The organism is Acaryochloris thomasi RCC1774, assembly GCF_003231495.1.
Taxonomy (GTDB): domain Bacteria; phylum Cyanobacteriota; class Cyanobacteriia; order Thermosynechococcales; family Thermosynechococcaceae; genus RCC1774.
This window is the reverse complement of sequence record NZ_PQWO01000036.1, coordinates 1-22,915: the sequence shown is the minus strand read 5'-3', so window position 1 is coordinate 22,915 and position 22,915 is coordinate 1. Positions and strand designations below refer to the sequence as shown.

Genomic DNA, 22,915 nt, shown 5'->3' with positions numbered 1-22,915 from the left:
CTTTGAGATTAGTTTTGTAATGACATCAATGCTTACGCCGCAGAAACATGGCGTTCGCCGCCATCAATGTGGAGAACTTCGCCGTTGATGAAGCCGTTATTCATTAGCATGATGACCGCCTCTGCTACTTCTTCAGATTTACCAATGCGTTTGACTGGAATTTTTTCAGAAACGGAACGAATCACTGCGTCGTAGTTATCGCCCAACACATTGCTGACCAGCGGTGTATCTGTCCAGCCTGGAGCCACGGCATTAACTCGAATGGGAGCCAGTTCCAAAGCCAAACTACGCGTCAGGGCTTCTGCTGCTGCAACGCCTACAGTGGTCATCGTTGTACCTGGAATGGGGCGATCGGCACGGACTCCAGAAATCAGCGTAATCGAACCATGCTTCGGCATTTTAGGAACCGCTGCCCTCACCACATAAAGAGCGCCAAAAATCCGCTCTTCCAATCCTTGACGAAACTCATCCGGGTCAGTATCGAGAATCTTGCCCATGCTCAATCCACCTGCCGGAATGAAAACGTGATCGATCTGATCGAGTCTCTCAAAAATCTGGTTCACTGATGTCTCGTCTGTCACATCAGCCACTACAGTCCACACATTCCCAATCAGATGAAACTTCGCTTTTTCTAGCTTTTCTTCAGACCGTCCGGCGATTGTCACATTTGCGCCTTGCTGAAGTGCCAAACGTGCCGTTTCAAACCCGATCCCACTACTACCGCCGACAATCACAATATTTTGCCCTTGAAGTGACATAATAATCTCCTAAGTTGCCTGAAATGCTTGTGGCTGGGGCGTTACTTGTTGTTTTATTTCCCCATGTCTCCACAGTAAGGGGAATCTATTATGCTGTCTAATGAATGATTAATATAAACGTTATGACTAAAAAGCATGACGCAATGAACCCGCCGCTCAAAATAGAAATCGACCTCAATCTGCTGGTGGTCTTCGATGCGGTGATGGCAGAACTGAATGTGACTAGGGCAGCAGAGAAGCTTTCCACAACTCAGCCTGCGGTGAGCAAAGCCCTGAATCGGCTGCGTCGAGCCTTTAAAGACGATTTGTTTATCAAAGTGCCGAGCGGTGTTAAGCCCACGCCAAAGGCGATCGCCATTTGGACTCCGATTCGCAACGGTCTGGCAGATATTCGCCAGGTGACTCAGCCAACTCTCTTCGATCCAGCTACTTCTACGCTCACGTTTACAATCGCCCTCAATGACTACATGGCAAGCCTCTTCGCGCTGCCATTGGTGCAGCAATTATCCCAAGAGGCACCCGGCATCAATCTGCGCTTCGTTCCCAGCATGAATATTGATGCACCTGCCTTGTTAGAGCAAAGCGAAATCGATTTAGCGATGGGAGCTTTGTTTGCTTCAAAACCCAGACTGCAAAGCCAAACATTATTCACAGACCATTACGTTTGTGCCATGCGAAAGCAACATCCCCTCACCAAACGCAAGTTAACCCTAGACCAATTTGTGCGAGCCGATCATCTGCTAATCACTCTCACTGGAGAAGCCACGGGGTTTATCGATCGCATCCTCCGCGAAAAAGGACTGCAACGCCGCATTATGCTGACGGTGAACCAATTTTCCCTGGCTCCAGCAATCTTGGCAAACTCAGATTTAATTGCAGCAATCAATTACCGCAGTGTGCAGCATAGTCATTTTGCTAAGGCACTGCATCTGACAGAATTACCGCTGGATCATGATCCGATTCATGTCCGCATGATGTGGCACGACCGCAAACAACGCGATACGGCTCATGAATGGTTGCGATCTCTAATTGTTGAGCTTTGTACTCATCTTTAGAGCAGGAGTTGGTGAGTACCCCACCAGTATCCTCCAAGAACTGCCCTCACCGATAACTGAAGCTGTTTAACGATTGCGTTAACCGGGCCAACGGTTGACGTTGATCTCAAAAGCCGCGTGAATCGCCGCTCCGGTTCAACGCGTTGTTATGTGGCATTATCGCGTAATCGTTTGAAGTACACCAGTTCCGGATCGCCTTCGTCAAGGTTTTCGATGAAGCCACTTCGATCAAATTCCAGGTTAGCGTTCAAAAGGTCTGGGTTAAGGGTTAGTAGCAAGAGGCAGAACTTCGCCATTTACCCAAACCTTTTGAACGCCAACTAGATTTATGTGCGAATTTCAGTTCCTCAGTAGAAAATTTCATTAAAGACTTTCGCAGAATCGCACTCTCCACCCAGAGAGTTCGCGATCGCTAGGTGTTGGAGATGAGATCGCAACCACCCAGTCCAACCATAACCCTCCCCCCATAGAAGCGATCGCAACTCGACTCCAGCACAAAGCCCCCGAGCAATAGTCCTAGCCACAGTCTGCCATAGGAGAGCTTCAGCACTTTCTTAAGCTTCTGCAGATTCATCTTCCCGCAGCCCTATCGAGCTGCTGTGCGATGGCCGAAGGGCGGTCGGAGCATCGCATCCTCAGACTTTCGCCAAGCTTGTCTTAGACTGACGATAATTTTCCCTCAAAGTATTTAAGTCTTTAGCGCTTGGAAACCACAGCCCCTGCTGGCCTCTGCAATACACTGGCTCGATCGCAACCACATCCTTCAACTTCCAACCCACTGGCCCAGCGAACCAAGGTGACTCGCCCTCCCTTACGCAACCGTCAAACTGAGAGATCGCAACAATGGCACCAGCGGGGTCACTGTTGCGATCGGGAAGCTTCTCGCCATAGTTTTGCCGTAGCAACCATTCCCCATCGGCATCCCATTTCATACCGTTGTGAATGGCGAGAAAACTTCCAACCGGAATCCGAGGGCACCAGCTCCGGTTCTCAATATCCTTGCCCAGATGCGCGATCGCATATCCCCAAGGGCGATGAACCGTGATAACAGCGAGAGGTTGCTTACATTTCATACTTCCCCCACACTCAGGTTGAGCTGCTGCTGCGGAGTCATATAGAAATCACCCTCGACCTCTAAACGGAAGCCCCCTAATAACAAAGCCAACCAGACTCTTCCTGCCGACAACCCCAGCTTGACCCACAAGTCAGATAATGACACCCGCTTGCTCCCTGACCCCAGAGCGATTGAGATCGCATCCACCCACGCCTTTACATCCTCTTCTTCCACCACCGAAAAAACATCCTCAGCCTCCTGCAGATCCAGCTCCTGCAGCAGAACCTCCTTTTCCACGATCGCAACGCGAGATTCCACTTCATCCTTGGGAAACGTCCGGCGTGTCACCGGCTCCGATTCCGCGATCAAATCATCCAAATCAAACGACATCGACTGCCGCACCAGTCCCTCTAGCGCATCGAGGTCTAAGACTGGTCCCTCTTCACTATGAGCCTGCCGCCAGTCCCCCAGCAGTAAATCTGCCCGCCGACTAAATACCTCGGCAATCTGAAGAAACGCTTCACCCGCCGTCGCTAACTGCTGCCGTTCCGATACCTGAGTCAGCATCAGATCCAAACCCAGGCACAACTGCTCAACATCCGTTTGCTCGGGATTCTCTTCCGCAACCGCAAGCTGCTCCCAAAGGTTTAACTCAAGCTGCACAATAGCCATCAGCCCATCCCCGGATGCAAGGGACAAGGACGGATGGGGCACTGACTCGGATTCAGTTCCACTTGAGACTCAAACCGCTCCAGCAGGCAATCTTCAAGCTGAGCCGAAAAGCTCTGAAGTATGTTCTTGGAATACTGCTTCGCCTGAGAACCCGTCCATCCGAGACAATGTACAGGCTCAACTTTGGCAACTTGCTTCCCACCCACCCATAGCTCAGCGGCGATCGCATGGAGCGGTGCATCCTTCCGCTCTCGATAGAGATGCAGGATGGCCGCAGGGTTCTGAGGTACAGCCACTGTAATCTCTGGAACTATCTTGCCGGTTGCGATCGCATACTTCTGTTTCTTCTGCTTGTTGTAGCGATCGCGATTCCGGTACCCGTGGCGACGGACATGGCACGGCTGCCCCACCCAACACTCCTTTTCCTTTGCTTCAGCAGCAGAGAGCTTGGCGCAACGACGACACTTTTCTGAGATGGCCCTCGCCATTTCTTTAAGCTGCTTGCAACGTCTGAGGGACAGGCAGCACCCACCCCTCTTCAACATAAAAATCCATCAACGACTCAATCGCTTCTTGCCCTTGTCGAGCCGCTTCCTCATAGGTGGCCCCATCCGTCACCGGCTGCGTCACCCGTTCAAAGTCCGGCAGCGACACCACAAAGCAAGCATCCTCATCGGACCATTCAATGACCATCCGATACTTAGTTTGAGTCATGGGGTAAGTCCTCCAACTGCTGCAGAGCCTTGAGCACCTTTCGTTCCAGATAGCGCGGCGCATCCGCACCATCCTTGCGGGCCACCGTGATCACATCCGGGAGCAGGGGGTGCTTCCAGTTGCTATGTGACCCTTTGCCTGAGCGAACCAGAAACCCAGCCTCTTTGAGCATAGCCTTGATCTCTCGAATCTTCTTCGGCATCCGATCCTCTCACCGCATTGGTTTGAGTGTCGTTGAAAGCATAACCTTTCAGAAATTGAAAGCATAACCTTGCCGCTTGAAGGCTGAAAGCTTCATTCCTCCGTCGAGAAACTACTGATGGAAGCATTTCAAGGAAAGCATAATGTTGCCAGAAGTCTGATTTGAAAGCAAAAGCTTGCCGAAAGTCTGAGTTCAAAATCGCTAGAACCCCTAATTTCTCGTAGTGAGATCTCACGTCTTCAGAATTACGACCCTCTAATCCAGAGTTTGAAAGCATAATGTTGCCGCAGCGGCAAAGTTATGGTGTCAGCGACATTGAGATGTCCATAGTATCCTACCATGCTTATTTGTCATAGTTTAGTCATAGCCAAGATATTAGCCCTATATTTTATATTTATAGAGTGATATACTATGTGTATCCTAGTCAGTGTTGAGTTATGGGTTGGTTTGAGATGAAGTCACAGGTGGGACAGTGGGGTAATTCCCTTGCGGTGCGGATTCCGAAATATGCGGTGGAGGCTCTCCACCTGCAGGCTAATGATGCGCTGGAGTTGACGGTGGAAGAGGGGCGGTTGGTTTTAGAGCCGCTTCAAGCGTTGCCGGAGCTAAGTTTAGATGAGTTGTTGGCCCAGGTCTCAGAGGCACCTGAGTCGGAGGTGGATTGGGGGCATCCCCAAGGGAATGAGGTTTGGTAGTGTATCTTCCAAAGCGAAAAGATTTCATCTGGTTGAGTTTTGATCCCCAGGCTGGGCATGAGCAAATGGGGAAACGTCCGGCTCTGGTGATCAGCCACGATGGCTTTAATCAGAAAATGGGGTTTGCCTATGTCTGTCCGGTCAGTAACACCCAGCGTCAAAATCCGTTTTATGTAGCTATCCCAGAGGGGGAGGCTGTGACAGGGGTGATCATGGTGGACCAGTTGCGATCGCTTGATTTCCGGGCCAGAAAGGCGCAGTTTATTTGTGAGTGTCCTGATTTATTGTTTCAGGATGTGTTGCGTCGCATTAAGCCGATTCTGTTTTAATGCGCGTTGGTTTGTACAGCATTGGTTTCAATGGCTAGAGAAAGATGAAGGCACAGTCTCGACAATCAATTCCCCCAGTGAAGGTGGTGGCCATTCCGGTGGCGGAGGAGGAAGTATCGTCTCAGCGACGGCGGGGGAGGCCGCAACAGATTGAAGCACCTGCTGATATCCGGTGGCCGGTGGTGCAGGAGTTTCTTCGTAGTAGCAATCTAGCGGCAAACTCCCTCAAGCTCTATGAGCGCGAGTTGAAACGCTTTCTGGGTTGGACCCACGCCAGTTGGGGGGAGCTGAAGCTCAGGCATCTGGGGCAGTACAAGGGGTATCTCCTGGAGCTGGAGGTTAAACCCGGAAAGGCTTTGTCTAAGAGCAGCGTGAATGCGGCGCTGACGGCGTTGAAAAGCTTCTTTAGGTGGTTGAGTACGTTTCACCCTGAACTGTGCCCGGAGAACCCCACAGCAGGGGTCAAATTTGAGCGATTGCCAGTGCCCATGCCCCAGGACATTCCTGAGGAGCTGATGGAGAAGGTGTGGGCAGCGGTGGAGCAGCGCGGGGACACTCAAGTAAGAGATTTGGCGCTGCTGCAGCTCTTGGCCCACGGGATGCGGGCGGGGGAGGTAGTGGCCTGCAACATAGGATCGTTCAATGAGCGGGTGATCACGATTACGGAGTCGAAGAATAAGCAGCCCCGCATGGTGCCGTTGAACGTGGCAGGTCAGGATGCGGTGGCTAACTACCTGCTATGGCGGCGAGAGCAGGGGGAGGAGTTACAGGTCGATTCACCTTTATTTGTCTCTCAACATCGGGGCTGGGGCGGCCAGCGGCTCTCTTATCACGGGGTCTATCAGATGGTGGAGGCGATTGGAGGGATCGCAGGTGTTGAGGATCTTCATCCCCATCGGCTGCGGCATACGGGGGCGTCGGAGATGCTGCGGAAGGGAATGGATCCAGCCCATGCGATGCGGTTGACGGGACACACTGATGAGAGATCGTTTAGGAGATATACGCTGGGAGCGGAGCAAGAGGCGGCGGTGGCGGCGTTCTATCGGGTACAAGATGAGGCAAAAGAGTTGGTGTATGCGAAGTCCTTGGATCGCAAACAGCGCAGACTGCTGGGAGGATTAGCTAAGTTAACGGGGAAGGAGCCACTGGGCCAAGCGGAGCTGGATAGTGGAGACATCACTTTCGCGGAGCTGTGGCAGGAAAATATTGAGGCACTGGAGCAAATGCTCGATCTGGCCTATGGAATGCCGGAAATGTTTGGGGTGAAGATTGCTAGAGAAGAACAGCCGCCAGAGATGCAGTCTCAAGAGAGGGAAGAAGTTAATTCTCCTGGGTTAGCGTTCGTCGATCTGGAGTCTGGCTTGTCGTCTGCTGAGCATGAAGTTCAGGTGCTCTTCAAGCTCTGGGTGGAGGGGCGAAAGAAGGCGAAGGTTCGCAAGGAGATTGAGCGGCAGGTGTTCAGCTATGTTCAAGGGCAGAAGACGAAGCCCCGAGGCAATGAGTACTTACTAACACTGACCTATCACGACAAGGATGAAATATCGGAAATCATTGGCGACATATTCTGGCAGATTGAGATGATCGCGGAGTTAGATGACTGTAGGGTGCGTTGTGAGTACGATGTGCTGGAGCAAATGCTTGAGTTGGCCTCTTTAGAGGAATCTTTGGATATGCACCAGGGAAAGGCTGTGGATGTGCCTTTGAATGCGGTGTCTAGCGTCTATCAATTGAAAATTACGCTGTTGGGAGTCCGACCTAAGGTTTGGCGACGGGTTCAAGTCCCTGAGAGCATGACGCTGGCCCAGCTCCATTCTGTGGTGCAGGCTGTGATGGGTTGGGAAGGCTACCATCTTCACAAATTCTCGATCAGTGAGGAGGAGGAGGACGAGACTCTAACTTTAGCGGAGTCGTTTGGGGATGAGTTGTTTTCATTCAGTTACCTATATGACTTTGGCGATATGTGGCAGCACGAGATCGAGGTGGAAAAGAGGCTAGCGAGTGCTCCTAAGAAAACCTATACGGTGTGTCTAGCCGGAAAGCAGGCTTGTCCACCGGAGGACTGTGGTGGGGACTGGGGGTATGCTCATTTGCTGAAGGTCCTGAAGAATTCCCGGCATCCTGAGTACAGGGAGCGCAAAGAATGGATCGGGAGTGAGTTTGATCCGAAAGCATTTGACCTAAAGCAGGTGAATCAAACCTTGAAAGAGCTTGAGTTGGACGAGATCCCTCAGACTCTCTGATAGATAGAGGCGAACCCTGAACTGGATGATTACTCAGTAGGGTGGCAAGCAGCAAATTTCTTCAACTAGATGCTCGAAGGAATACCTTGTGTAGTCGTGGCCAAAAATTGGAAATCCTGCTTGTAACCAAGAACCTAATGCACTACGATGAGCTGCGAAAGACCTCATGATGCAACCCTCGAATATTTAAAAGGCAATTCAAGACGCAACTGAATACAGAGATCAATTCGTTGAATAGCAGTGGTACAAAGCAAACCAGAAATAGATTAGAAGAACGTTCTTCTAATCTATTTCTCAATTATGGTTCGATGAATTTATTGGTGAGATTACTCCAATGCCAAGGAAAAAGAAGCTTGATAGCTCAAAACAGAACATCTTATGGGTAGTTGCAAATGCAGGTGGTGTCGGCAAAACAACTTTAGCAATACAGCTAGGTTATCAATTAGCAGCAAATGGCTTAGATATCTTGTTCATCGACCTGGATACAAACGGCTCCCTGGCTCGGTTTTGTGGCTTACCTCCAGACCTCGCGCCACATGATACAACGGCTGCAATTTTTGATCGCAATTTTTCAGGCAACTACCCTATTGTTACTCCTGAATGGGTAAACACTAAGGGCAAATTTGATGTGTGTCTCGGGGGAGATGTCATGTTGTCTGTAGCTTTAGATCTTCCTAGCCGTACAGGAAGGGAATTTATTCTTCGCAAGAACCTAAAAAAGTACAAACTCCCCTACAACCTAGTCATACTGGATTCTCCTGCTTCTATGGATGTTTTGAGTTTTTCAGCACTAGCTGCAGCCTCGCATATTGTCATGCCATTACCTATGTCAGCAAAGCTTGGAGGGATAGACCCCTTACTGCAGTGGATTAGAAATGAAGCGGAAGCACTCGATTTAGAACCTCCCCCTGAAATCATTGGCGGTGTTCCCATGAAAGTAGCAAGTAATGCTGATCAGAAAGCTTTCTACCAGGAAATCTCTGATGTACTTAGTGCTCAAGATATTCGCTGCTTTAATGGAATTCGCTATTCGAGCGAATTCGAGAATGCCTCAAATCGAGGTATCGCACCACTCAGTCTATATCGCCCAAAGCATCCCGCGAACAAAGACTTTGAGCCATTAACAAAAGTTGTCCTCGACTTGTACAAGTAGTTTAGAAGAATGATCTTCTAATTTAATTATGGCCACAACAAATCGTCCGAAAGTCTCATCATTCCTATCAACAAGCTCAAAAGCACTAGAAACACAAAAAGACTTAGACAACGCTCGACAACAAATTTCACAACTAGAAAAAGATCTAGCGGACTCAGAAAAATATTTAGAAGAACTGGTTGGAAAAAACAACCTATCACAAGCGGTAGTATCAATCTCTGAGATTCAGAGAAGGCCATACCAATCAAGAGTAGAAAGGGATGAGGAAGCATTTAACGATCTAGTTGCAAGTATAAAAAGTTTCGGTTTTCTTGGTTCCATCTGGGTGCAAAGACTTAAAGATAGAACGTTACGTCTAATTGCAGGTGAAACCAGGCTGGATGCAGCCACAGCAGCAGGTCTCACTGAGATCAAGGTAGACATCGCAGAAGTTGATGATGTCACCGCAGTCAAACTATCTCGAGTTGAAAATACGAGGAGAAGGAGCTTAAACGCTCTTGATGATACAGAGGAATTGCTATACCTACTAACCCTAGTGCTAGGAAAAACAAAAAAGGAGACTATCCGTAGCCTGTATCGGTACAAGAATGCAGCAGAGGGTAAAGCTAAAATAGATCAAGGTATTAAGTCATTAATTGAGTCCACATTTATTGAAGCAGCTCCAGAGCTAGGTGTGAAAACCTTTGTCACCTCAAGACTGCCTCTACTTGAACTACCGACTGAAGTTCTTGCAGCGTATAACTCTGGAAAGATTGAATACACCAAAGCTATTTTTCTAGGAAGGATAGAGGATCCAAAACTCAGAGCCTCGTTGCTACACGAAGCGGTGAGCAATAAGCTCTCCCTCGCCGCATTGAAGAAGAAAGCCAAACCAACAGTTCAGACTAATGCAGTTGACTCAATAACAAAGCTACATTCACGAATAGATTCCATTGGTTCCAAACAAATATCCAAATTATCAAAGCGGCAAAAAACAAAGTTCAAAAAATCGATACTTGAATTAGAAAAGAAATTACAAGACATCCTTGCTGAACTGGATGAGTAAAATCTTGTTTTCTTCTAAAAGGACTGTTGTTAGCCCAAGAATGGCATGGAGGCTAAACTGATATATGGTCTTAGAATGACAGTAGACTGTCTCAGTGCATAGTGAATGGCTTACCCCATCTCTGCCACCCGGCTAAACCTGTACAAGAGCTGTCCGCAGTCCTACTACTTTCGCTATGAGCGGGGACTCAAGGAGCAGTCAGCCTTTGGCTCACCGGCATTGGGTAAAGCTGTCCATGCGGCACTAAAGGACATCTACGGTGATTGGAACTATGGGCACCCCAAACCTTCCTTGGAATGGTTTGAGTTGATGTGGCAAGCCCACACAGGGGATCTAAGCAGTAAGCAAGTTGATGATGGGTGGTCGATGCTCAAAGGGTACTTTGAGCAGTTTATTGAGCCGTACCCTTCGATGAATAAACCGTTGGGTGTGGAGCAGGGAATCAAAGGTAAGTTCCAGGTTCGATACATCGAATTTGTGGTGCGGGGTCAATATGATCGGCTGGACTACATTGAGGATGGCTTAGAGCTGATTGACTATAAGACGACTAAACAGATGAGTCCGCCAGATGCCATTGATATCCAATTGGGTCTCTATGATCTGTTGCTAAAGCAGGTCTACGGGCAGGCGTTGCGGAAGCTGAGTTTAATCTATCTGAGGTCTGGGGAGAAGAAGCCCTACGAAGTAACGCCGGAGCATCGCCGGGAGTCACAGCGGTTGATTGAGAATCTGGCGATGCAGCTCCATCGGGAGGAGGAGTGGCGACCGCAGGAAGGGCAGCAGTGCGATCGCTGTAGTTACGAAAGGTATTGTGCGGCGAAGCGTGAGGTGCCGGAGCCGTTGCCGGAGACGGCCAGGAAGCCAAAGGGGATGCAGTTGTTGTTGCCGTTGTAAGGAGCCGTGCAAATGAAATCAATACTAAAATCGTTACTACTAACTCAATGGCAAAAGAGTCAAAAATTTAGTAGTGAACGACCTGATTTCAATGATCCTACGCTTTACTCTGATACAGATCTGCAACATTCTCACTGTCAGGTTGGCCCGAGAGAGGTTGCAGAAGTCCTGAGAAAAATGATATCTGGAGAGAAGAACGCCCAGGCAGTATTTGATACTTTTTTCTTGAGCTGCGTATCTGGCGATCTATTTGATTTTACGATTGATGATTACAAGATCAGTTTGTTCATAGATGATCCAGGCACATTCGACTACATCGAATCTGTAACTATTGAAGGCAGGCGAGCTGCCTACGGTGACTGGAAAGTCGATCCTGAATTTCTCTTGAGTGAAGAGGAACAGAATCAATTTCAGATGCTTTTGGAAAACCTGTAATGAACCCCTACACCCAAGAAGCCAGAGATGCGATCTCAGTACCAGAGGCTTGGTATCTACCTCCGATGCCACTTGCCGCCTGGGGTTGTCTCGCAGGGATGGTTGCGATCGTTGCGCTTTACTATTGGCTGGAGCGGCGATCAGCTTAGGTGACTCGGATAATTATCTCGATGTGGGGGCTGAACTTGTCGTGTCAAAAGAACAAGAATGTCGTTACTTTTCACAACGATAAGAATCAGAACTGCTTGATTTGTCAGTTCACTATAAAGCTAAAGAAAGCTAGACGATATTTCAGATGTACAGGATTGGAAACCTAAAACCAGTTGCTAATATAAAATTGGGCCTGACTGATAGTCCAAAAAGTCACTTAATTTATCAGCATTTATGTCAGCGAATGTGATACTTCTGTGAAGAGGAAAATCTCTATTTGTAGCCCATACTTCATTACCTATAAACTTACTTCCATCAGACCGACGTACAGTAACTTTGTCTGCATTTACTACAATTGCATCAGCTCGCCCATCACCAGTTACGTCAGCAAAGTATGTCCCTAGACTACCGTAATAAGGATTGGAAGTCCAAGCTTCATTGCTCGTAAAGTTACTCCCATCGGAGCGACGCACAGTGACCTTGTCATCATTCACGACGATTGCATCAGCTCGTCCATCACCAGTTACGTCAGCAAAGTATGTTCCTCGGCTACCGTAATAAGGATTGGAAGTCCAAGCTTCATTGCTCGTAAAGTTACTCCCATCGGAGCGACGCACAGTAACCTTGTCATCATTCACAACGATTGCATCAGCTCGTCCATCACCAGTTACGTCAGCAAAGTATGTTCCTCGGCTACCGTAATAAGGATTGGAAGTCCAAGCTTCATTGCTTGTAAAGTTACTCCCATCGGAGCGACGCACAGTAACCTTGTCATCATTCACGACGATTGCATCAGCTCGCCCATCACCAGTCGCATCAGCAAAATATGTACCATGCAAGCCATAAAAAGGAATGTCAGTTAGCTGCATTCTACTGCTAGAGAATTCGCTTCCTTGTGAAAGATTTGCAAAAATAATCCCTGTCTTTTTAGCTTGGGCTTTAATCAATATACCTTTCTCATTAGTTATTTTTAGATCATTACTACGCTTTTGAACAGATCTATAAATTGAATTAGATGGATATATCAAGTTAATAGGATTTTTATCCTGTGCGTATATAATTTGGTGACAAGAGTAAAATAGTATAAATGAAATTGCGAACGTATTAATTTGAGTAATCGATCTCATTCTAATATCCTAAAATTGATTAGACAACATCATCAAAATATATGCCATATACTCTACATTCCGCAGGCATTAAAATTTTCTGGAAGCCTTTCTATAAAAAGGCTGCAGAGCCTTTCTCAAAATGGATCGTTTCCACCAGCTCAAGTCATACAGCCTGAACAAACAGATCAGCAATTCGTTGGCAGGTTTAACTTCCAGACGGCCAGCGAAACACTTTTTGTGTGTGATAAATCCCTAAAACCTATGTCTGACTGTAGATGTAAGTTATTTTACTAAGTCCGAAGTTTTCTCCTGGTTTGAACTACTCCGCTAAGAGCTATCATTTCTGGCAATGGAGTCCATAGGGTGTTTTATTCCAAGTTGTATATCCACTAGCCTTACGACTACCTCCATGCAGTATTAGTAGCCAATGATTCCCATCATCAGCATATTTAAGTGGAAAGAGATTTCCTGGGCGATCTGCAGGTGGGTCATTAGAATCTAACCGCCTCGCAACAAGAGTCTTCCAAGGACCTCCATTGTCACTAAACCTAATACCCCATCCTTTGCCAAAATCATAATTAAATGAAATTTTTGATGGTCTGCCATCAATAATACAGTCCCAATTCCCAGACCATTCCTGAATAGCTCTTTCTGAGTTAATATTTGCTGAGGTTGGCGTTGGTATCATTGCGAAAATAGATAAAGATATACAGCTACAAGCAAGGCTGAATACCCAAGATTTTATTTTCATCAATATGTCTCCTTATTTCAAAATACTGTGGTTAGAACTAAATAATTCATTTAACCTATAACAGCATGGTTGCTGAAGGTAAAAGGCTCAATATATTTTCTAGGCCCTCATTCTGGTTCTTAGAACCGTAACAGATCTCAAGCCCAAGATCATTCAGTCGTGAATTCGCAGGAACTTACAAGATAGATATTTTTTGAGTATAGGCTGGGAATCTGTTACGCTTTCCGTTTCCAACATCAACATTATTATTTTGTATGATACAATCTCCACAATTGCTAATACTTTACATATTTACAGATTCTAGAAATCCCATTTTCTTCAATCAACTATATTCTTATAGACTAATTTAAAGCTTTAGTATCTCACTATTATGCTGAGAATATGTGCATGAAACTCATCTTAAAATCTATATTACTAAGCCTTGTAGATATATAAAATAGGTGCAAAATAGAAAACAAATAGAATTTAAGTTGATCGATGTTTCCTCGCTTTTGATTTGCGTCATTCTAGGTTTATGCTGGACCTATAAATGCTTTGAGGTTCTTGCCGCTTATGAACTTCTCCCCTAGACAAAGCAGTCTTGAGTACATATTCATTTCTGAGATGGTTGATCTATATGGATTTTCCGGCAAGAGGCGTGATATTTTCATGGCTCGTTTTGATCCACAGAAGAAACAGTGGAAGAACATTGATATTGCTCAATCATTAAGTCATTCTTGGATTTCAGATAATCCAGTTCAGATTTTCCAAGATAACCTAAGAGTCATCTGTCGAGTTTTAGCTGAGTCCGGTTGCTGCTTAGGAGATTCAATCGCGGATGAAGCAAACGTTGTTGGGCGGTATCCGAAGGGAGAAAGCCCTTGGCAGAAAGCTTATCAATGGCTTTGGGCACAACGGTTTCCCCAATGGTCTGTCGCTAGAGAAGAGCATATGGCTCAGCGTTCAGGAATTTCCCCGCTTTCTGTAAAAGCCACCATTGCAGATTTGCCTTTCGGTGACCGGGGACGAATAACTGATGAGAACCGCTTTTTTGACCGTGTAGACCTTTTTGGACAGCTCTTTGTAGAATTAGCTAAAGGCTGCAACGTATCATTGGTAGGCATGTCAGAGATTGGTAAGTCTTCTATACTCTCGATGATTTGCCAGAAAGGTCCAAGGGTACCCTCACTCTCAAGCTATGGATTTGTTCTTATCAACATGGAGTGGGTTCATGGTGAGAACGATTTGTTCGAGTCTCTTTGCTACTCTCTCGGTATCAAAACCTGTAGAGGGTTTGCCTTGAAGAGAGCTTTGCAGCAACGTCGTTACATTCTATGTATTGACGAGATTGAGAAGATGACCCGGTCAGACCTATTTTCTGGAGACGAGAGATCTGAGTTGCGGGGACTTGCTGATGGTTTTGATGCTCCTCTCTCTTTGGTCATTGCCAGCCGTACTAACTTAGACTTACTTTTTCCTGACTCACCTGTGATGACCTCACCCTTAGCAGGTTTGTTTGGTCGCCCTTATATGGTTGGCAACTTTACTCCCGAAATTGCTAGTCAGTTTTTACGAAAACGCCTCAGTGAAACTGAAGTCGAATTTACTGAGGCTGAGATCCAACGTTTGATTTCTGAAACTGATGGCCATCCGGCCCGTCTGCAGCAAGCCGCAGCACAGCTCTATCGAAGTTATACCAACTAATGCGAGCAATATGCCTACTTTCCCAACATACCAGTATCGGATACCGCTGCAACTGAGCCTACTAAACCCTTTGCACTATCTACAACTTGCATTCTGGGCATACTTTCGTCCTAGTTGCCTCAAACAATATCTCTATCAAGCTGATCCTAGTTTGTATCGAGCTGGACCAGGTTCGCATATCTTTCAAGCTTTGCGCTCCTCTGCCTACAATCGTTTATTTCTTGCTATCCCAGGTACTGCTTGTTTAGTGTCGGCTCTACTCAGTCTTCCACTTATACTGGCTATCACCGCACTCACTTCTTTGAAGGCAAATTGGCTGGGATGGCTACAAGGTCTCCTTGCAGGAGGAGCAATCAGCGCATCTTTTTTCATTGTGTTTTTCGGAGTGTTAGGCATTGGAGTTGGTTTTGCCCGAGGTGCATCAGCTAGCACGATCGTCGCAGTAAATTCTGGTACTGCAGGAGGACTCATACTTGCTTCAATACTTGGTGTCCTGCCCAGTATCGCCCTAAATTGGGAAATCATCACGAATGCCTACCAAGTTCCACTTATCTTTGGTGCATTGATATGGTTGTCTATTGCCTTGGTCGTTGGCGGGATTCTCGGAATAGTGATTGCTACTCCTGTTGGTTTAGCAACAAGCTTTATTGCTGGATATCTTTTTGTCATAGTCAACAGCATGTCACGGGCAGGTGGTAATCCTGAAGATAATACATTTGGAGGTTTGTTATTTTGTGTGATGGCGGGTCTCGCCGCGAGTGGAGGTATAGGAGCAGGTATCAGTCTTGGTAGAGGCATTTGTGTCAGCTTATCTATCTGTATCGCTATCGGTGTTGCCATAGGTAGGTCTTCTGGAGACTGGATGTGGGGCCTATTGGATGGTGTGGTGGCAATCCTGCTGACACTGCGATTTCATCTATATATTGTTGAATTGCCACTCAGTTTATTTAGTTCTCGACTGGGGGTGAAACACCCTGCTAAGTGGGATGCGTTGTCCGTGATTCCACTTCCTGGTACCCAGCGCTGTATAACTCAAACTCTTCTTTACAAGCAAGAAGAGATAGCTGTGATTGGACAACTGCTCAGCAACCCTTTCCAGCGTTGGGTTGTGTACCAGCCGGTCAAACGATATCTGCATCACCATACTGCTCCCCTGCATGTTTTGTACCAGTTTTTGACTGAACCAGAGTGGGACATCTATGTTTTCCCTCCAGAAACGACTGATGCGTGGGATAAAATTTCATCGCTTGGAGAAATACTGTTGAGTGAATTGAGCGGACAATGGAAGAGCTGTAACTTCAGGAAACCATGCTGTATTTTCGAGCATAGGGTATATTCATCAACCTGCATTCTGCAAGATCGCCGAGAGACACCACTAACCCATTTTTCTGGTATGTTACTCGCACTTTCGGAGATAAACATCAGCCGCTCAACAGATTTTGACTTGCCAAACTATCGGCCTATTTACAGTCAGTTGAATAGCTATCAAGGCGGTAACGAGATCGAGTGGTCATTTGAACTTATGGCGGACTTACTCAGCTATCGGACGATTGATTTGCTGTCTGGCGTAGAGGCACATTTTGGGGTATTTCAACCCAGCAACTATCCTATCCGGCCTACTGTTCTAGCTGCACTCCAAACGCTGAGAGAAATCAGCTTAGAGATAACAACTTTCATAAATGCAACTAGCCGCGTAAATCGTGCAGCGGCATTATTAAGAGCGAATGAGGCTCTTAATAATTTGAGTGAGTATCTTGTTTCGGAGGTTGCTAATCCTGAGCAAACGCTATTGCAGACAATTCTCAATCGGTGGCACAGGCTTATCAGTGAGGCTGGAGGTAAGATAGGACGCACAAATATTCTCAAGCCTGTAGTCAATCCCTATGTCGTCGGTACACCTGTTACTGGGGACTTATTTGTAGGTAGAGAAGATATTATGCAGTACTTGGAAGAGCTTTGGGGCAACTCCGAGCACTGTCCATCAGTAGTGCTCTATGGCCATCGGCGCATGGGTAAGTCTTCAATCCTTCAAAATATGAAGCTACGATTCGGAGCGTCTATACAAATTATTGACTTCAATATGCTGTTGGTCGGGCATACAAACACGAATGAACTGCTGTATGAATTGGCTGTAAGAGTATATGAAAGTGTCTTACCTGAACATCAAAATCAGATGCAAGAGCCGCAATATTCAGATTTTTTTAGTCGAAGCCCCTATAATGCCTTGAACCAATTCTTTCGACAGGTTAATAAATTCAATCAAAAGCAAAGATTTATTGTAGCGATAGATGAGTTTGAGCATATTGAAATCAATATTTCAAGAGGCCTATTTAGTCCTCAGATTTTAGACTTCCTGCGTGGACTGATTCAAACATATAACTGGTTCACCATCGCCTTTGCTGGCCTACATACGCTACAGGAGATGAGCCAGAACTATTGGAGTAGCTTGTATAGGTGTGTATTATCAATCCCAGTTAGTTTCTTACCTGATGTCGCGGCTCAGAAGCTTGTCACTCAACCTTCTCCAGAGTTCGACGTTGACTATACACCTGAATCAGTTCACGAGATAATTACTCTATCAAACGGACAACCTTATCTTTTACAACTTATCTGTCATTCTCTTGTAACCTTGTTTAATCGTCAGATTTGTGAAGAAAGACTCGAACGTGAGAGATGCTTTTTTCTTGAGGATATTGAAGCAGTGGTTAATACTCCAGAGTTTTATCGAGAGGCTAATGCCTACTTTAATGGTGTCTGGATGCAAGCTTCAGAGACGCAACCTGACAACCAAATTGAGCTACTTTATGAGCTTAGGGAAGGTGCTATGACTCAAGCCCAGTTAGTAGAGAAAACGGATCTTGAGGCAGAGAATATCAGCTCCGCTTTGGAAAGACTGATTCACCATGATGTGATTTCTCAACAGAATGGTCTGTATTCTTATAACGTAGAACTCATGCGACGATGGGTCTGCTTCAAAAGCTATAGCCATCCCAAGTGATTTTAGAAATAATAGGAAAAAGGGCTGTGTCGCAAATACTCAGCATGGGCACAAGAAACCATAACTCAATGTAAGGACTAAGCCGCCACTCCGAAGATGTTGTTTATGAAAGAGATCTGTCCCATGACATCTCTTTTCTCAACGCCCTTCACCTGTCCCTTCCTGATCATGTTCATTGATTCAAAACCCTTGAGAGTGCGACGAGCCGTATAAAACGAGCCAAATCCCATCCCTGCTTTAGTTAGGCGTTTTATAAATCTATGATCTTGTTCGATCAAGTTGTTCAAATACTTTACTGCTCTGAGTTTCGAGCGTTCCGGCAAGTCTTCATCTTTCTGTAATTTCTCAATCGCTTTAGGGTAGGCTGGGTTCTTGTCAACGTTAATCACTCGAGGGTCTTGGGTGTAATCATTGAGAAGCACTTTTCTCAAGAAACGCTCTGCAGCAGGGGCATTGCGTCGAGCAGTGAGCAGGAAGTCAAGGGTGTTGCCGTCCGAGTCGATGGCCCGGTAGAGATACATCCACTTCTTTCTTACCTTGATATAAGTCTCATCCACTTTCCAAGAATCGTTGGTGGGCTTGATGTATGGGCGAGTCCGATCATCAAGTTCAGGGCCATAGTGGAGAACCCAGCGATTAATAGTGCTGTGATCAACTTCCAGTCCTCTCTCAAGCATCATATCCTCTAAGTTCCGGTAGCTCAGAGGATAACGGCAGTACCAGCGGACATTGAGCAGGATAATCTCGGCTTGATAGTGACGCCACTTGAACGGTTCAGCAGGGTTCATGTCGGAAGAAGGAGGCGATAGATTGACTCTCTAGATTACAGCCTTAGGCGATCTGCCCCAGTTTTTGCGACACAGCCGTATTACTTGTAGTTAAAGAGTTCTACGGATTCAAGTAAGTTATTTACTTTGTCTCTCAAGAGTTGACATGACTTGTTCTAAGGATCCTCTCACACAGTGAGAACATCAACATATTCAAGCTCTAAATACGAAAAAATGATGGGTAAAAGTGCATAAAAAGTAGACATAATGAGATTTGCTTTTTCTTAGAAGTACTTACCCAAGACAATGGATCGATAAATTATTAATCGGCATTGTTGAGTAAAGCTCCAAAGTAGTTAAGATACTCTGGAGCAACAGACTATGAGTTCCAGGAAAATGAAGGCCAAATTCAGGAATAGTCCCTGAAAGCCTTATCTGAAAGGGATTACAGGCCAGATACAACAAAAAGCAAAAAATGCAAAACCTTCTATTGCATAACCAGTAAGGGTTACAGCAATTTGCGCCTTCAAAAATACGCCAAAATTAGCGCCTGTATTCCTTGCTGTCAGGGCGTTACAGGCTTAGCGTTGTTTCCTGTACCGATTCACCATAAACCCCAAATACTACGACCAGTCAGCCTTAGCCAAGTTCCCAGTTCCCACGGCTGACACCCGCAAGCTGATCAATGCGGCAGGGCAAGCGCTACGGAGAATTTACAAGCAGGGGCCGCGCTATGCAAAGGCGGGGGTGATGCTCTTAGATATCTCCCAGGCAAATGCGATGCAGGGCAATCTGTTTTACCGAAGGGATAGCGAAAAGGCTGTAGCACTCATGAGTGCGATCGATCAGCTCAATCGGATTTATGGACGGCGGGCGGTGTTCTTTGCTAGCGAGGGCTGCAGCCAACAGTGGGCCATGAAGCGGGAGCGGTGTACGCCGGCGTTCACAACACGGTGGGAAGAGTTGCCGGTGGTGCGGTGATATAGTAGCTATCCTGCCCCAAGCGAATCAATAAAGTTGTTACGTGTATGCACTGCGTAGAAGACTGGAGCATGATCTACAAAACTATCAGGCAAGTTGGCAAGGCGTGCTGACATAAGGTTTACAACAGAATCCTTTGCATTATTAACAATCCCTTCAAAACGATCAATTAACTGAGCCTGAGAACTAGGCATTTCTGAGGATTTACCTGCCTGATCAATATACATCAGAGAACCAACCTGCTGATAAAGTTCTGGAGCATGAAAGTCAACCCACGGGATAGGTACACCCAATTGGTTTGTCGTACCTGATGTAACCCACAGATTGGTTAGGGGCAACTCTGGAATCACATCATTGTTATTGACGAACCGATAGAAATTATTCGTTGGGGCAAAATTACTTGTAAATGCTGAATTACCTATTTTCGGACAACCGTAAGTATATATGCCCTGAACATGCTTGAACCTTCCAGCAGCTAGAACAGCAAGGGCAGCACCTAAACTATGACCTGTATACCAAAAATGCATCTCCTGAAACTCATTTTTGAGCTGTTGCAAGTATTGTAGAAGGCCATCTTCTCCGTACCAGATTTCATCCAGAGCAGCCTTGAAGCCATCATGGACTTTCCCACCTAGCGAGGAATCAGAAAAATTCGCACGAACATCAATCAGGAGATCTTGAATGAGGTTGGAATTCTTTATCTCTGTACCACGAAAATCAACAATTGAGAACTGATCATTGCTAGCGACATGACATTGAGTACTATTCCCAGAAAACAGTCTAAACTTCTGCAATCCAAACTTCTCAAACTGCCGCTTAGAAAAATCCTCATGGGCGTATGCTAGCAATGCACAATCAGCCAGCCGCCATGCATTGACTTTTTTAAACTGCTTTGCTGAATGCAGGAATGGATATTGATCATAAGCATCAAAGTAGCTAAATCCCTCATCAGGTGGAAGAATCCCATTCACATCATTTACACTTGCGGAAGGTGGCACAAGTTTTTGCAAAGTATTATTACTAGAATTCATGGAAATATATACTTCCACCTCTATCTAAAAGTTCTTTATCCAAGTGCATGATATTTATTCAAGTATTTCATTAAAAAGATTGCCTACAGATGAATCAATGAATTTCGATAAGAAAAGTCAGATTTATCTACAGATCTATATGATTTCGACCTCAAAGAATCAATTCTTCCACATTTTTCTCTATACTCTCAATCGCATCAAGGACGAAAACTTAGGTGTTTCGCTCCTTAGGCAGCCAGAGCAGCTACCTAAACGGGTGCAGCTCATGGAAACAATGATTGTGTTTTTGCGAAACAGCCTATTCAGAGCTGAATACTAAAAACAGGCATCCAAAGTCACTTTTCCTATAACCTTCAATGACACTTTAAAGATCTTTAGAGCCACTCAATGAGCAATCAAGCAGGTGTTCCGGTCATCGTTATAGTTCCAAAAGACAGGAGTCTTGATGGTGGGTTTTGAAGCTAATAGGACATCAGAGAGCTTCAGGTCCAAAATACCGTCAAACGATACAATCAACCGGCAATGAGGTCATAGTGTCATTCTATAGATATGAAGGAGTATCAATCTGGACACTTCATAGGTTAAGAGATTGGATACTGCTTTATACTTCGACCATGCAACGCCTAAATTTTTGTTCCATCTTGCATAATTCTTTCTCAAGCCAGAGAGAAGAAGACATTCCCCTGTAGAACTCTCTATTGCTCCGGTATGGAATTAACAGATGTTCTTCCTCTTCTTTACGAGCGCTTTGGTGCATTCCAGGCATTATGGAACCTTTATATTACTTTGGCTATCGGAATTCTAGGCTTCGTGACAGCAGCGCAAAAGGCGACACGCCCTGTAGCAATCAGAGTGATTCTCATTGTCGCTTTTTTGGTGTTTGCTATTATCAACCTTACAACTCTCAACAGAGTCCTATCTGAGAGAAGAATTCTAGAAGAACTTGCTGAAAGTTTGGCTAAGCCAGGATTAGAAATGGATTTAGTCGAGGTTTCAAGAGTATCAGGTGAAGTAACCTATCTTAATATTTATCATTCAATCCTTGACCTTGTTGTTGCCTCACTCGTTTGGTTCATCCCCCATCATCAGTCTAAGGACAAGAGCAGTAAATCTAGTTGATGGACAGCAATCAGTCAGTGGCCTTTGATGAACAGTATCCGGCAAGTTCCATAGTTCCTTAAATCAATCATGACCTAGATACTTCCAGGTGGCTTGTCTGATATTTTTTTTACTTCATAAAGAGTTCCATGCTTGTCTTCATAGGCTCCATCTACCCGTTTAGTGAGGGATAGAACTTCTCTCACTTGAGACCCCTTTACTTTCACTAATCGCCCCAGGATAGGAATTACTAACGTTTCTAGTGCCGCAAGGATTGCAAGCATAGTGACAAATTTAACGTTCCCCTCGTTGCTGATCTCGCCAAGGATAGTCGCTGAGATAACAGTCGCAAATGTGAAGATGTTAATGACTGTAACGAACTGAACCCATGCGTGCTCTGCTCTCAGGCGCACAGCTAATAGAGCCAGCGAATGTGCGGATGCGAATGCGAAAATGCTGAGAATAGCTGTGCTTTTCCAATACCCTTCAGCAGCAATCTCTGCCCACACACCCAGTATCAACATCACGGCAGAAGCACCTGCCAGTGCAATGCCACTGTAACTAGGAACAGTATTTTGTTTCCGACTGGAGTAGGCGGAACAACACAAAGAACAAATACTAGCAATGGCAATCACAGAGGTCGTGATCAAGACCTTCAGCTCAAATTCCCCGAACCTACCAGTCAATACGCTAGCGATGGCAAAAAATGCACTGATCGATAGAAAAGCGATAAAGGTGTAGAGCGAAATTTTTTTGAGGTTGTCGCTCGGATCAAAGTCTTGTTTCATCTACAGAAGTAATTCTTTGGCCTGTTGTCAACTTACCCTAGCCATCACATCAATCGTGTCCATAATCATAACTATCGCTCACAGCCCACTCCATCAAGATTCCCATCAAATCGATGCGGGTCTGCCCCAACCACACGGAAACGACGATAGCTAATATCACCACAGTCCAAGTCAGGCGGAGAAGAAGGAATGCAAACATCTGGATAAGAGCGATCGCATCCTGACCGCGAAGGAGTAGCAGTTTTGGGAACAGATAGGGTTGGCTTCGGCTGTACCTTTGCTCGAATACCTTTGCGAAAATCCCACGGCATAA

27 protein-coding genes and 1 pseudogene are annotated in these 22,915 nt (G+C 45.9%); 14 read left to right on the top strand and 14 right to left on the bottom strand.

The annotated features are described in order from the left end of the window. Positions 1-32: 32 nt before the first annotated feature. Positions 33-758 carry an SDR family oxidoreductase gene (locus C1752_RS26190; RefSeq protein ID WP_110988996.1) on the bottom strand — a complete coding sequence of 242 codons (726 nt, stop codon included), beginning with the start codon at positions 756-758 and terminating at the stop codon, positions 33-35. Positions 759-880: 122 nt separating this feature from the next. On the opposite strand from C1752_RS26190, the gene C1752_RS26185 reads away from it, so the two are divergent. After that, positions 881-1,813, top strand: a complete 933-nt coding sequence (locus C1752_RS26185) for a LysR family transcriptional regulator (RefSeq protein ID WP_158535229.1) — start codon at positions 881-883, stop codon at positions 1,811-1,813. A gap of 146 nt (positions 1,814-1,959) precedes the next feature. On the opposite strand, the gene C1752_RS26180 is transcribed toward C1752_RS26185, so the two are convergent. From C1752_RS26180 to C1752_RS26155, 7 genes are all read right to left on the bottom strand, one after another. Continuing rightward, positions 1,960-2,109, bottom strand: coding sequence for a hypothetical protein (locus tag C1752_RS26180; protein WP_199464531.1), 150 nt, complete (start codon positions 2,107-2,109; stop codon positions 1,960-1,962). Positions 2,110-2,225: 116 nt separating this feature from the next. Then, the gene (locus C1752_RS28735) at positions 2,226-2,387 is read right to left on the bottom strand and encodes a hypothetical protein (protein WP_158535228.1); all 162 of its coding nucleotides are present in this window, start codon (positions 2,385-2,387) and stop codon (positions 2,226-2,228) included. A gap of 61 nt (positions 2,388-2,448) precedes the next feature. Continuing rightward, a complete protein-coding gene (locus C1752_RS26175; protein ID WP_110988994.1) occupies positions 2,449-2,886 on the bottom strand; it encodes an ASCH domain-containing protein in 438 nt (145 codons plus the stop codon). After that, the gene (locus C1752_RS26170) at positions 2,883-3,539 is read right to left on the bottom strand and encodes a hypothetical protein (protein WP_110988993.1); all 657 of its coding nucleotides are present in this window, start codon (positions 3,537-3,539) and stop codon (positions 2,883-2,885) included. The genes C1752_RS26175 and C1752_RS26170 overlap by 4 nt, the downstream gene beginning before the upstream one ends. Beyond that, positions 3,539-4,027, bottom strand: coding sequence for a hypothetical protein (locus tag C1752_RS26165; RefSeq protein WP_110988992.1), 489 nt, complete (start codon positions 4,025-4,027; stop codon positions 3,539-3,541). The genes C1752_RS26170 and C1752_RS26165 overlap by 1 nt, the downstream gene beginning before the upstream one ends. 4 nt (positions 4,028-4,031) lie before the next feature. After that, a complete protein-coding gene (locus tag C1752_RS26160; protein ID WP_110988991.1) occupies positions 4,032-4,253 on the bottom strand; it encodes a type II toxin-antitoxin system HicB family antitoxin in 222 nt (73 codons plus the stop codon). Then, complete coding sequence (locus tag C1752_RS26155) at positions 4,240-4,455, bottom strand: type II toxin-antitoxin system HicA family toxin (RefSeq protein WP_110988990.1); 216 nt, start codon at positions 4,453-4,455, stop codon at positions 4,240-4,242. The genes C1752_RS26160 and C1752_RS26155 overlap by 14 nt, the downstream gene beginning before the upstream one ends. Before the next feature lie 452 nt (positions 4,456-4,907). On the opposite strand from C1752_RS26155, the gene C1752_RS26150 reads away from it, so the two are divergent. The 8 genes from C1752_RS26150 to C1752_RS28730 all read left to right on the top strand — a co-directional run bounded on the left by C1752_RS26150 (position 4,908) and on the right by C1752_RS28730 (position 11,395). Then, positions 4,908-5,150, top strand: a complete 243-nt coding sequence (locus tag C1752_RS26150) for an AbrB/MazE/SpoVT family DNA-binding domain-containing protein (protein WP_110989004.1) — start codon at positions 4,908-4,910, stop codon at positions 5,148-5,150. Further along, positions 5,150-5,479, top strand: coding sequence for a type II toxin-antitoxin system PemK/MazF family toxin (locus tag C1752_RS26145; protein ID WP_110988989.1), 330 nt, complete (start codon positions 5,150-5,152; stop codon positions 5,477-5,479). The genes C1752_RS26150 and C1752_RS26145 overlap by 1 nt, the downstream gene beginning before the upstream one ends. A 44-nt stretch (positions 5,480-5,523) precedes the next feature. After that, positions 5,524-7,719, top strand: a complete 2,196-nt coding sequence (locus C1752_RS26140; RefSeq protein ID WP_110988988.1) for an IS1096 element passenger TnpR family protein — start codon at positions 5,524-5,526, stop codon at positions 7,717-7,719. A gap of 334 nt (positions 7,720-8,053) precedes the next feature. Next, entirely contained in the window at positions 8,054-8,872 is an 819-nt protein-coding gene (locus tag C1752_RS26135) for a ParA family protein (RefSeq protein ID WP_110988987.1), read from the top strand. 28 nt (positions 8,873-8,900) lie between these two features. Continuing rightward, positions 8,901-9,917 carry a ParB/RepB/Spo0J family partition protein gene (locus C1752_RS26130; RefSeq protein ID WP_110988986.1) on the top strand — a complete coding sequence of 339 codons (1,017 nt, stop codon included), beginning with the start codon at positions 8,901-8,903 and terminating at the stop codon, positions 9,915-9,917. Between the two features lie 105 nt (positions 9,918-10,022). Continuing rightward, entirely contained in the window at positions 10,023-10,811 is a 789-nt protein-coding gene (locus tag C1752_RS26125) for a RecB family exonuclease (RefSeq protein ID WP_110988985.1), read from the top strand. Positions 10,812-10,823: 12 nt separating this feature from the next. Further along, complete coding sequence (locus tag C1752_RS26120) at positions 10,824-11,246, top strand: DUF7693 family protein (protein WP_110988984.1); 423 nt, start codon at positions 10,824-10,826, stop codon at positions 11,244-11,246. Then, positions 11,246-11,395, top strand: coding sequence for a hypothetical protein (locus C1752_RS28730; protein ID WP_158535227.1), 150 nt, complete (start codon positions 11,246-11,248; stop codon positions 11,393-11,395). Before C1752_RS26120 ends, C1752_RS28730 begins: the two co-directional genes overlap by 1 nt. 177 nt (positions 11,396-11,572) lie before the next feature. Here the strand turns inward: C1752_RS28730 and C1752_RS26115 are convergent, their stop codons facing one another. Next, positions 11,573-12,523: an FG-GAP repeat domain-containing protein gene (locus C1752_RS26115; protein WP_110988983.1), complete on the bottom strand. Its 951-nt coding sequence runs from the start codon at positions 12,521-12,523 to the stop codon at positions 11,573-11,575. 319 nt (positions 12,524-12,842) lie between these two features. After that, positions 12,843-13,256: a DUF6006 family protein gene (locus C1752_RS28170; RefSeq protein ID WP_146242452.1), complete on the bottom strand. Its 414-nt coding sequence runs from the start codon at positions 13,254-13,256 to the stop codon at positions 12,843-12,845. 648 nt (positions 13,257-13,904) lie between these two features. Between C1752_RS28170 and C1752_RS26110 the strand changes: the two genes are divergently transcribed. Then, complete coding sequence (locus tag C1752_RS26110) at positions 13,905-14,939, top strand: ATP-binding protein (protein ID WP_146242451.1); 1,035 nt, start codon at positions 13,905-13,907, stop codon at positions 14,937-14,939. Positions 14,940-14,949: 10 nt separating this feature from the next. Next, positions 14,950-17,937, top strand: coding sequence for an ATP-binding protein (locus tag C1752_RS26105; RefSeq protein ID WP_146242450.1), 2,988 nt, complete (start codon positions 14,950-14,952; stop codon positions 17,935-17,937). 77 nt (positions 17,938-18,014) lie between these two features. On the opposite strand, the gene C1752_RS26100 is transcribed toward C1752_RS26105, so the two are convergent. Then, positions 18,015-18,725: an IS6 family transposase gene (locus C1752_RS26100; protein ID WP_110988980.1), complete on the bottom strand. Its 711-nt coding sequence runs from the start codon at positions 18,723-18,725 to the stop codon at positions 18,015-18,017. Between the two features lie 573 nt (positions 18,726-19,298). Between C1752_RS26100 and C1752_RS30130 the strand changes: the two genes are divergently transcribed. After that, positions 19,299-19,685: a DUF4113 domain-containing protein gene (locus tag C1752_RS30130; protein WP_339373460.1), complete on the top strand. Its 387-nt coding sequence runs from the start codon at positions 19,299-19,301 to the stop codon at positions 19,683-19,685. An 8-nt stretch (positions 19,686-19,693) separates the two neighbouring features. On the opposite strand, the gene C1752_RS26090 is transcribed toward C1752_RS30130, so the two are convergent. Continuing rightward, a complete protein-coding gene (locus tag C1752_RS26090; protein ID WP_110988978.1) occupies positions 19,694-20,716 on the bottom strand; it encodes a lipase family protein in 1,023 nt (340 codons plus the stop codon). A 97-nt stretch (positions 20,717-20,813) separates the two neighbouring features. Here C1752_RS26090 and C1752_RS26085 point away from each other — a divergent pair, with 97 nt between their 5' ends. Together C1752_RS26085 and C1752_RS26080 are read left to right on the top strand one after the other, a co-directional pair. Beyond that, positions 20,814-21,035: a hypothetical protein gene (locus C1752_RS26085; protein WP_110988977.1), complete on the top strand. Its 222-nt coding sequence runs from the start codon at positions 20,814-20,816 to the stop codon at positions 21,033-21,035. 389 nt (positions 21,036-21,424) lie between these two features. Continuing rightward, a complete protein-coding gene (locus C1752_RS26080) occupies positions 21,425-21,835 on the top strand; it encodes a hypothetical protein (protein WP_110988976.1) in 411 nt (136 codons plus the stop codon). 74 nt (positions 21,836-21,909) lie between these two features. Here C1752_RS26080 and C1752_RS26075 read toward each other — a convergent pair whose 3' ends face one another. After that, complete coding sequence (locus C1752_RS26075; protein WP_110988975.1) at positions 21,910-22,602, bottom strand: hypothetical protein; 693 nt, start codon at positions 22,600-22,602, stop codon at positions 21,910-21,912. A gap of 71 nt (positions 22,603-22,673) precedes the next feature. Next, positions 22,674-22,915, bottom strand: a pseudogene (locus C1752_RS29145) (thermonuclease family protein); the annotation flags it as partial.

Excerpts from the sequence above, each read along its gene's own strand:
- C1752_RS26190 (WP_110988996.1), bottom strand. The coding sequence starts at position 758 with ATGTCACTTCAAGGGCAAAATATTGTGATTGTCGGCGGTAGTAGTGGG.
- C1752_RS26185 (WP_158535229.1), top strand. The coding sequence starts at position 881 with ATGACTAAAAAGCATGACGCAATGAACCCGCCGCTCAAAATAGAAATC.
- C1752_RS26180 (WP_199464531.1), bottom strand. The coding sequence starts at position 2,109 with ATGGCGAAGTTCTGCCTCTTGCTACTAACCCTTAACCCAGACCTTTTG.
- C1752_RS28735 (WP_158535228.1), bottom strand. The coding sequence starts at position 2,387 with ATGAATCTGCAGAAGCTTAAGAAAGTGCTGAAGCTCTCCTATGGCAGA.
- C1752_RS26175 (WP_110988994.1), bottom strand. The coding sequence starts at position 2,886 with ATGAAATGTAAGCAACCTCTCGCTGTTATCACGGTTCATCGCCCTTGG.
- C1752_RS26170 (WP_110988993.1), bottom strand. The coding sequence starts at position 3,539 with ATGGCTATTGTGCAGCTTGAGTTAAACCTTTGGGAGCAGCTTGCGGTT.
- C1752_RS26165 (WP_110988992.1), bottom strand. The coding sequence starts at position 4,027 with ATGGCGAGGGCCATCTCAGAAAAGTGTCGTCGTTGCGCCAAGCTCTCT.
- C1752_RS26160 (WP_110988991.1), bottom strand. The coding sequence starts at position 4,253 with ATGACTCAAACTAAGTATCGGATGGTCATTGAATGGTCCGATGAGGAT.
- C1752_RS26155 (WP_110988990.1), bottom strand. The coding sequence starts at position 4,455 with ATGCCGAAGAAGATTCGAGAGATCAAGGCTATGCTCAAAGAGGCTGGG.
- C1752_RS26150 (WP_110989004.1), top strand. The coding sequence starts at position 4,908 with ATGAAGTCACAGGTGGGACAGTGGGGTAATTCCCTTGCGGTGCGGATT.
- C1752_RS26140 (WP_110988988.1), top strand. The coding sequence starts at position 5,524 with ATGAAGGCACAGTCTCGACAATCAATTCCCCCAGTGAAGGTGGTGGCC.
- C1752_RS26135 (WP_110988987.1), top strand. The coding sequence starts at position 8,054 with ATGCCAAGGAAAAAGAAGCTTGATAGCTCAAAACAGAACATCTTATGG.
- C1752_RS26130 (WP_110988986.1), top strand. The coding sequence starts at position 8,901 with ATGGCCACAACAAATCGTCCGAAAGTCTCATCATTCCTATCAACAAGC.
- C1752_RS26125 (WP_110988985.1), top strand. The coding sequence starts at position 10,023 with ATGGCTTACCCCATCTCTGCCACCCGGCTAAACCTGTACAAGAGCTGT.
- C1752_RS26120 (WP_110988984.1), top strand. The coding sequence starts at position 10,824 with ATGAAATCAATACTAAAATCGTTACTACTAACTCAATGGCAAAAGAGT.
- C1752_RS28730 (WP_158535227.1), top strand. The coding sequence starts at position 11,246 with ATGAACCCCTACACCCAAGAAGCCAGAGATGCGATCTCAGTACCAGAG.
- C1752_RS26115 (WP_110988983.1), bottom strand. The coding sequence starts at position 12,523 with ATGAGATCGATTACTCAAATTAATACGTTCGCAATTTCATTTATACTA.
- C1752_RS28170 (WP_146242452.1), bottom strand. The coding sequence starts at position 13,256 with ATGAAAATAAAATCTTGGGTATTCAGCCTTGCTTGTAGCTGTATATCT.
- C1752_RS26110 (WP_146242451.1), top strand. The coding sequence starts at position 13,905 with ATGGCTCGTTTTGATCCACAGAAGAAACAGTGGAAGAACATTGATATT.
- C1752_RS26105 (WP_146242450.1), top strand. The coding sequence starts at position 14,950 with ATGCCTACTTTCCCAACATACCAGTATCGGATACCGCTGCAACTGAGC.
- C1752_RS26100 (WP_110988980.1), bottom strand. The coding sequence starts at position 18,725 with ATGAACCCTGCTGAACCGTTCAAGTGGCGTCACTATCAAGCCGAGATT.
- C1752_RS26090 (WP_110988978.1), bottom strand. The coding sequence starts at position 20,716 with ATGAATTCTAGTAATAATACTTTGCAAAAACTTGTGCCACCTTCCGCA.
- C1752_RS26085 (WP_110988977.1), top strand. The coding sequence starts at position 20,814 with ATGAATTTCGATAAGAAAAGTCAGATTTATCTACAGATCTATATGATT.
- C1752_RS26080 (WP_110988976.1), top strand. The coding sequence starts at position 21,425 with ATGGAATTAACAGATGTTCTTCCTCTTCTTTACGAGCGCTTTGGTGCA.
- C1752_RS26075 (WP_110988975.1), bottom strand. The coding sequence starts at position 22,602 with ATGAAACAAGACTTTGATCCGAGCGACAACCTCAAAAAAATTTCGCTC.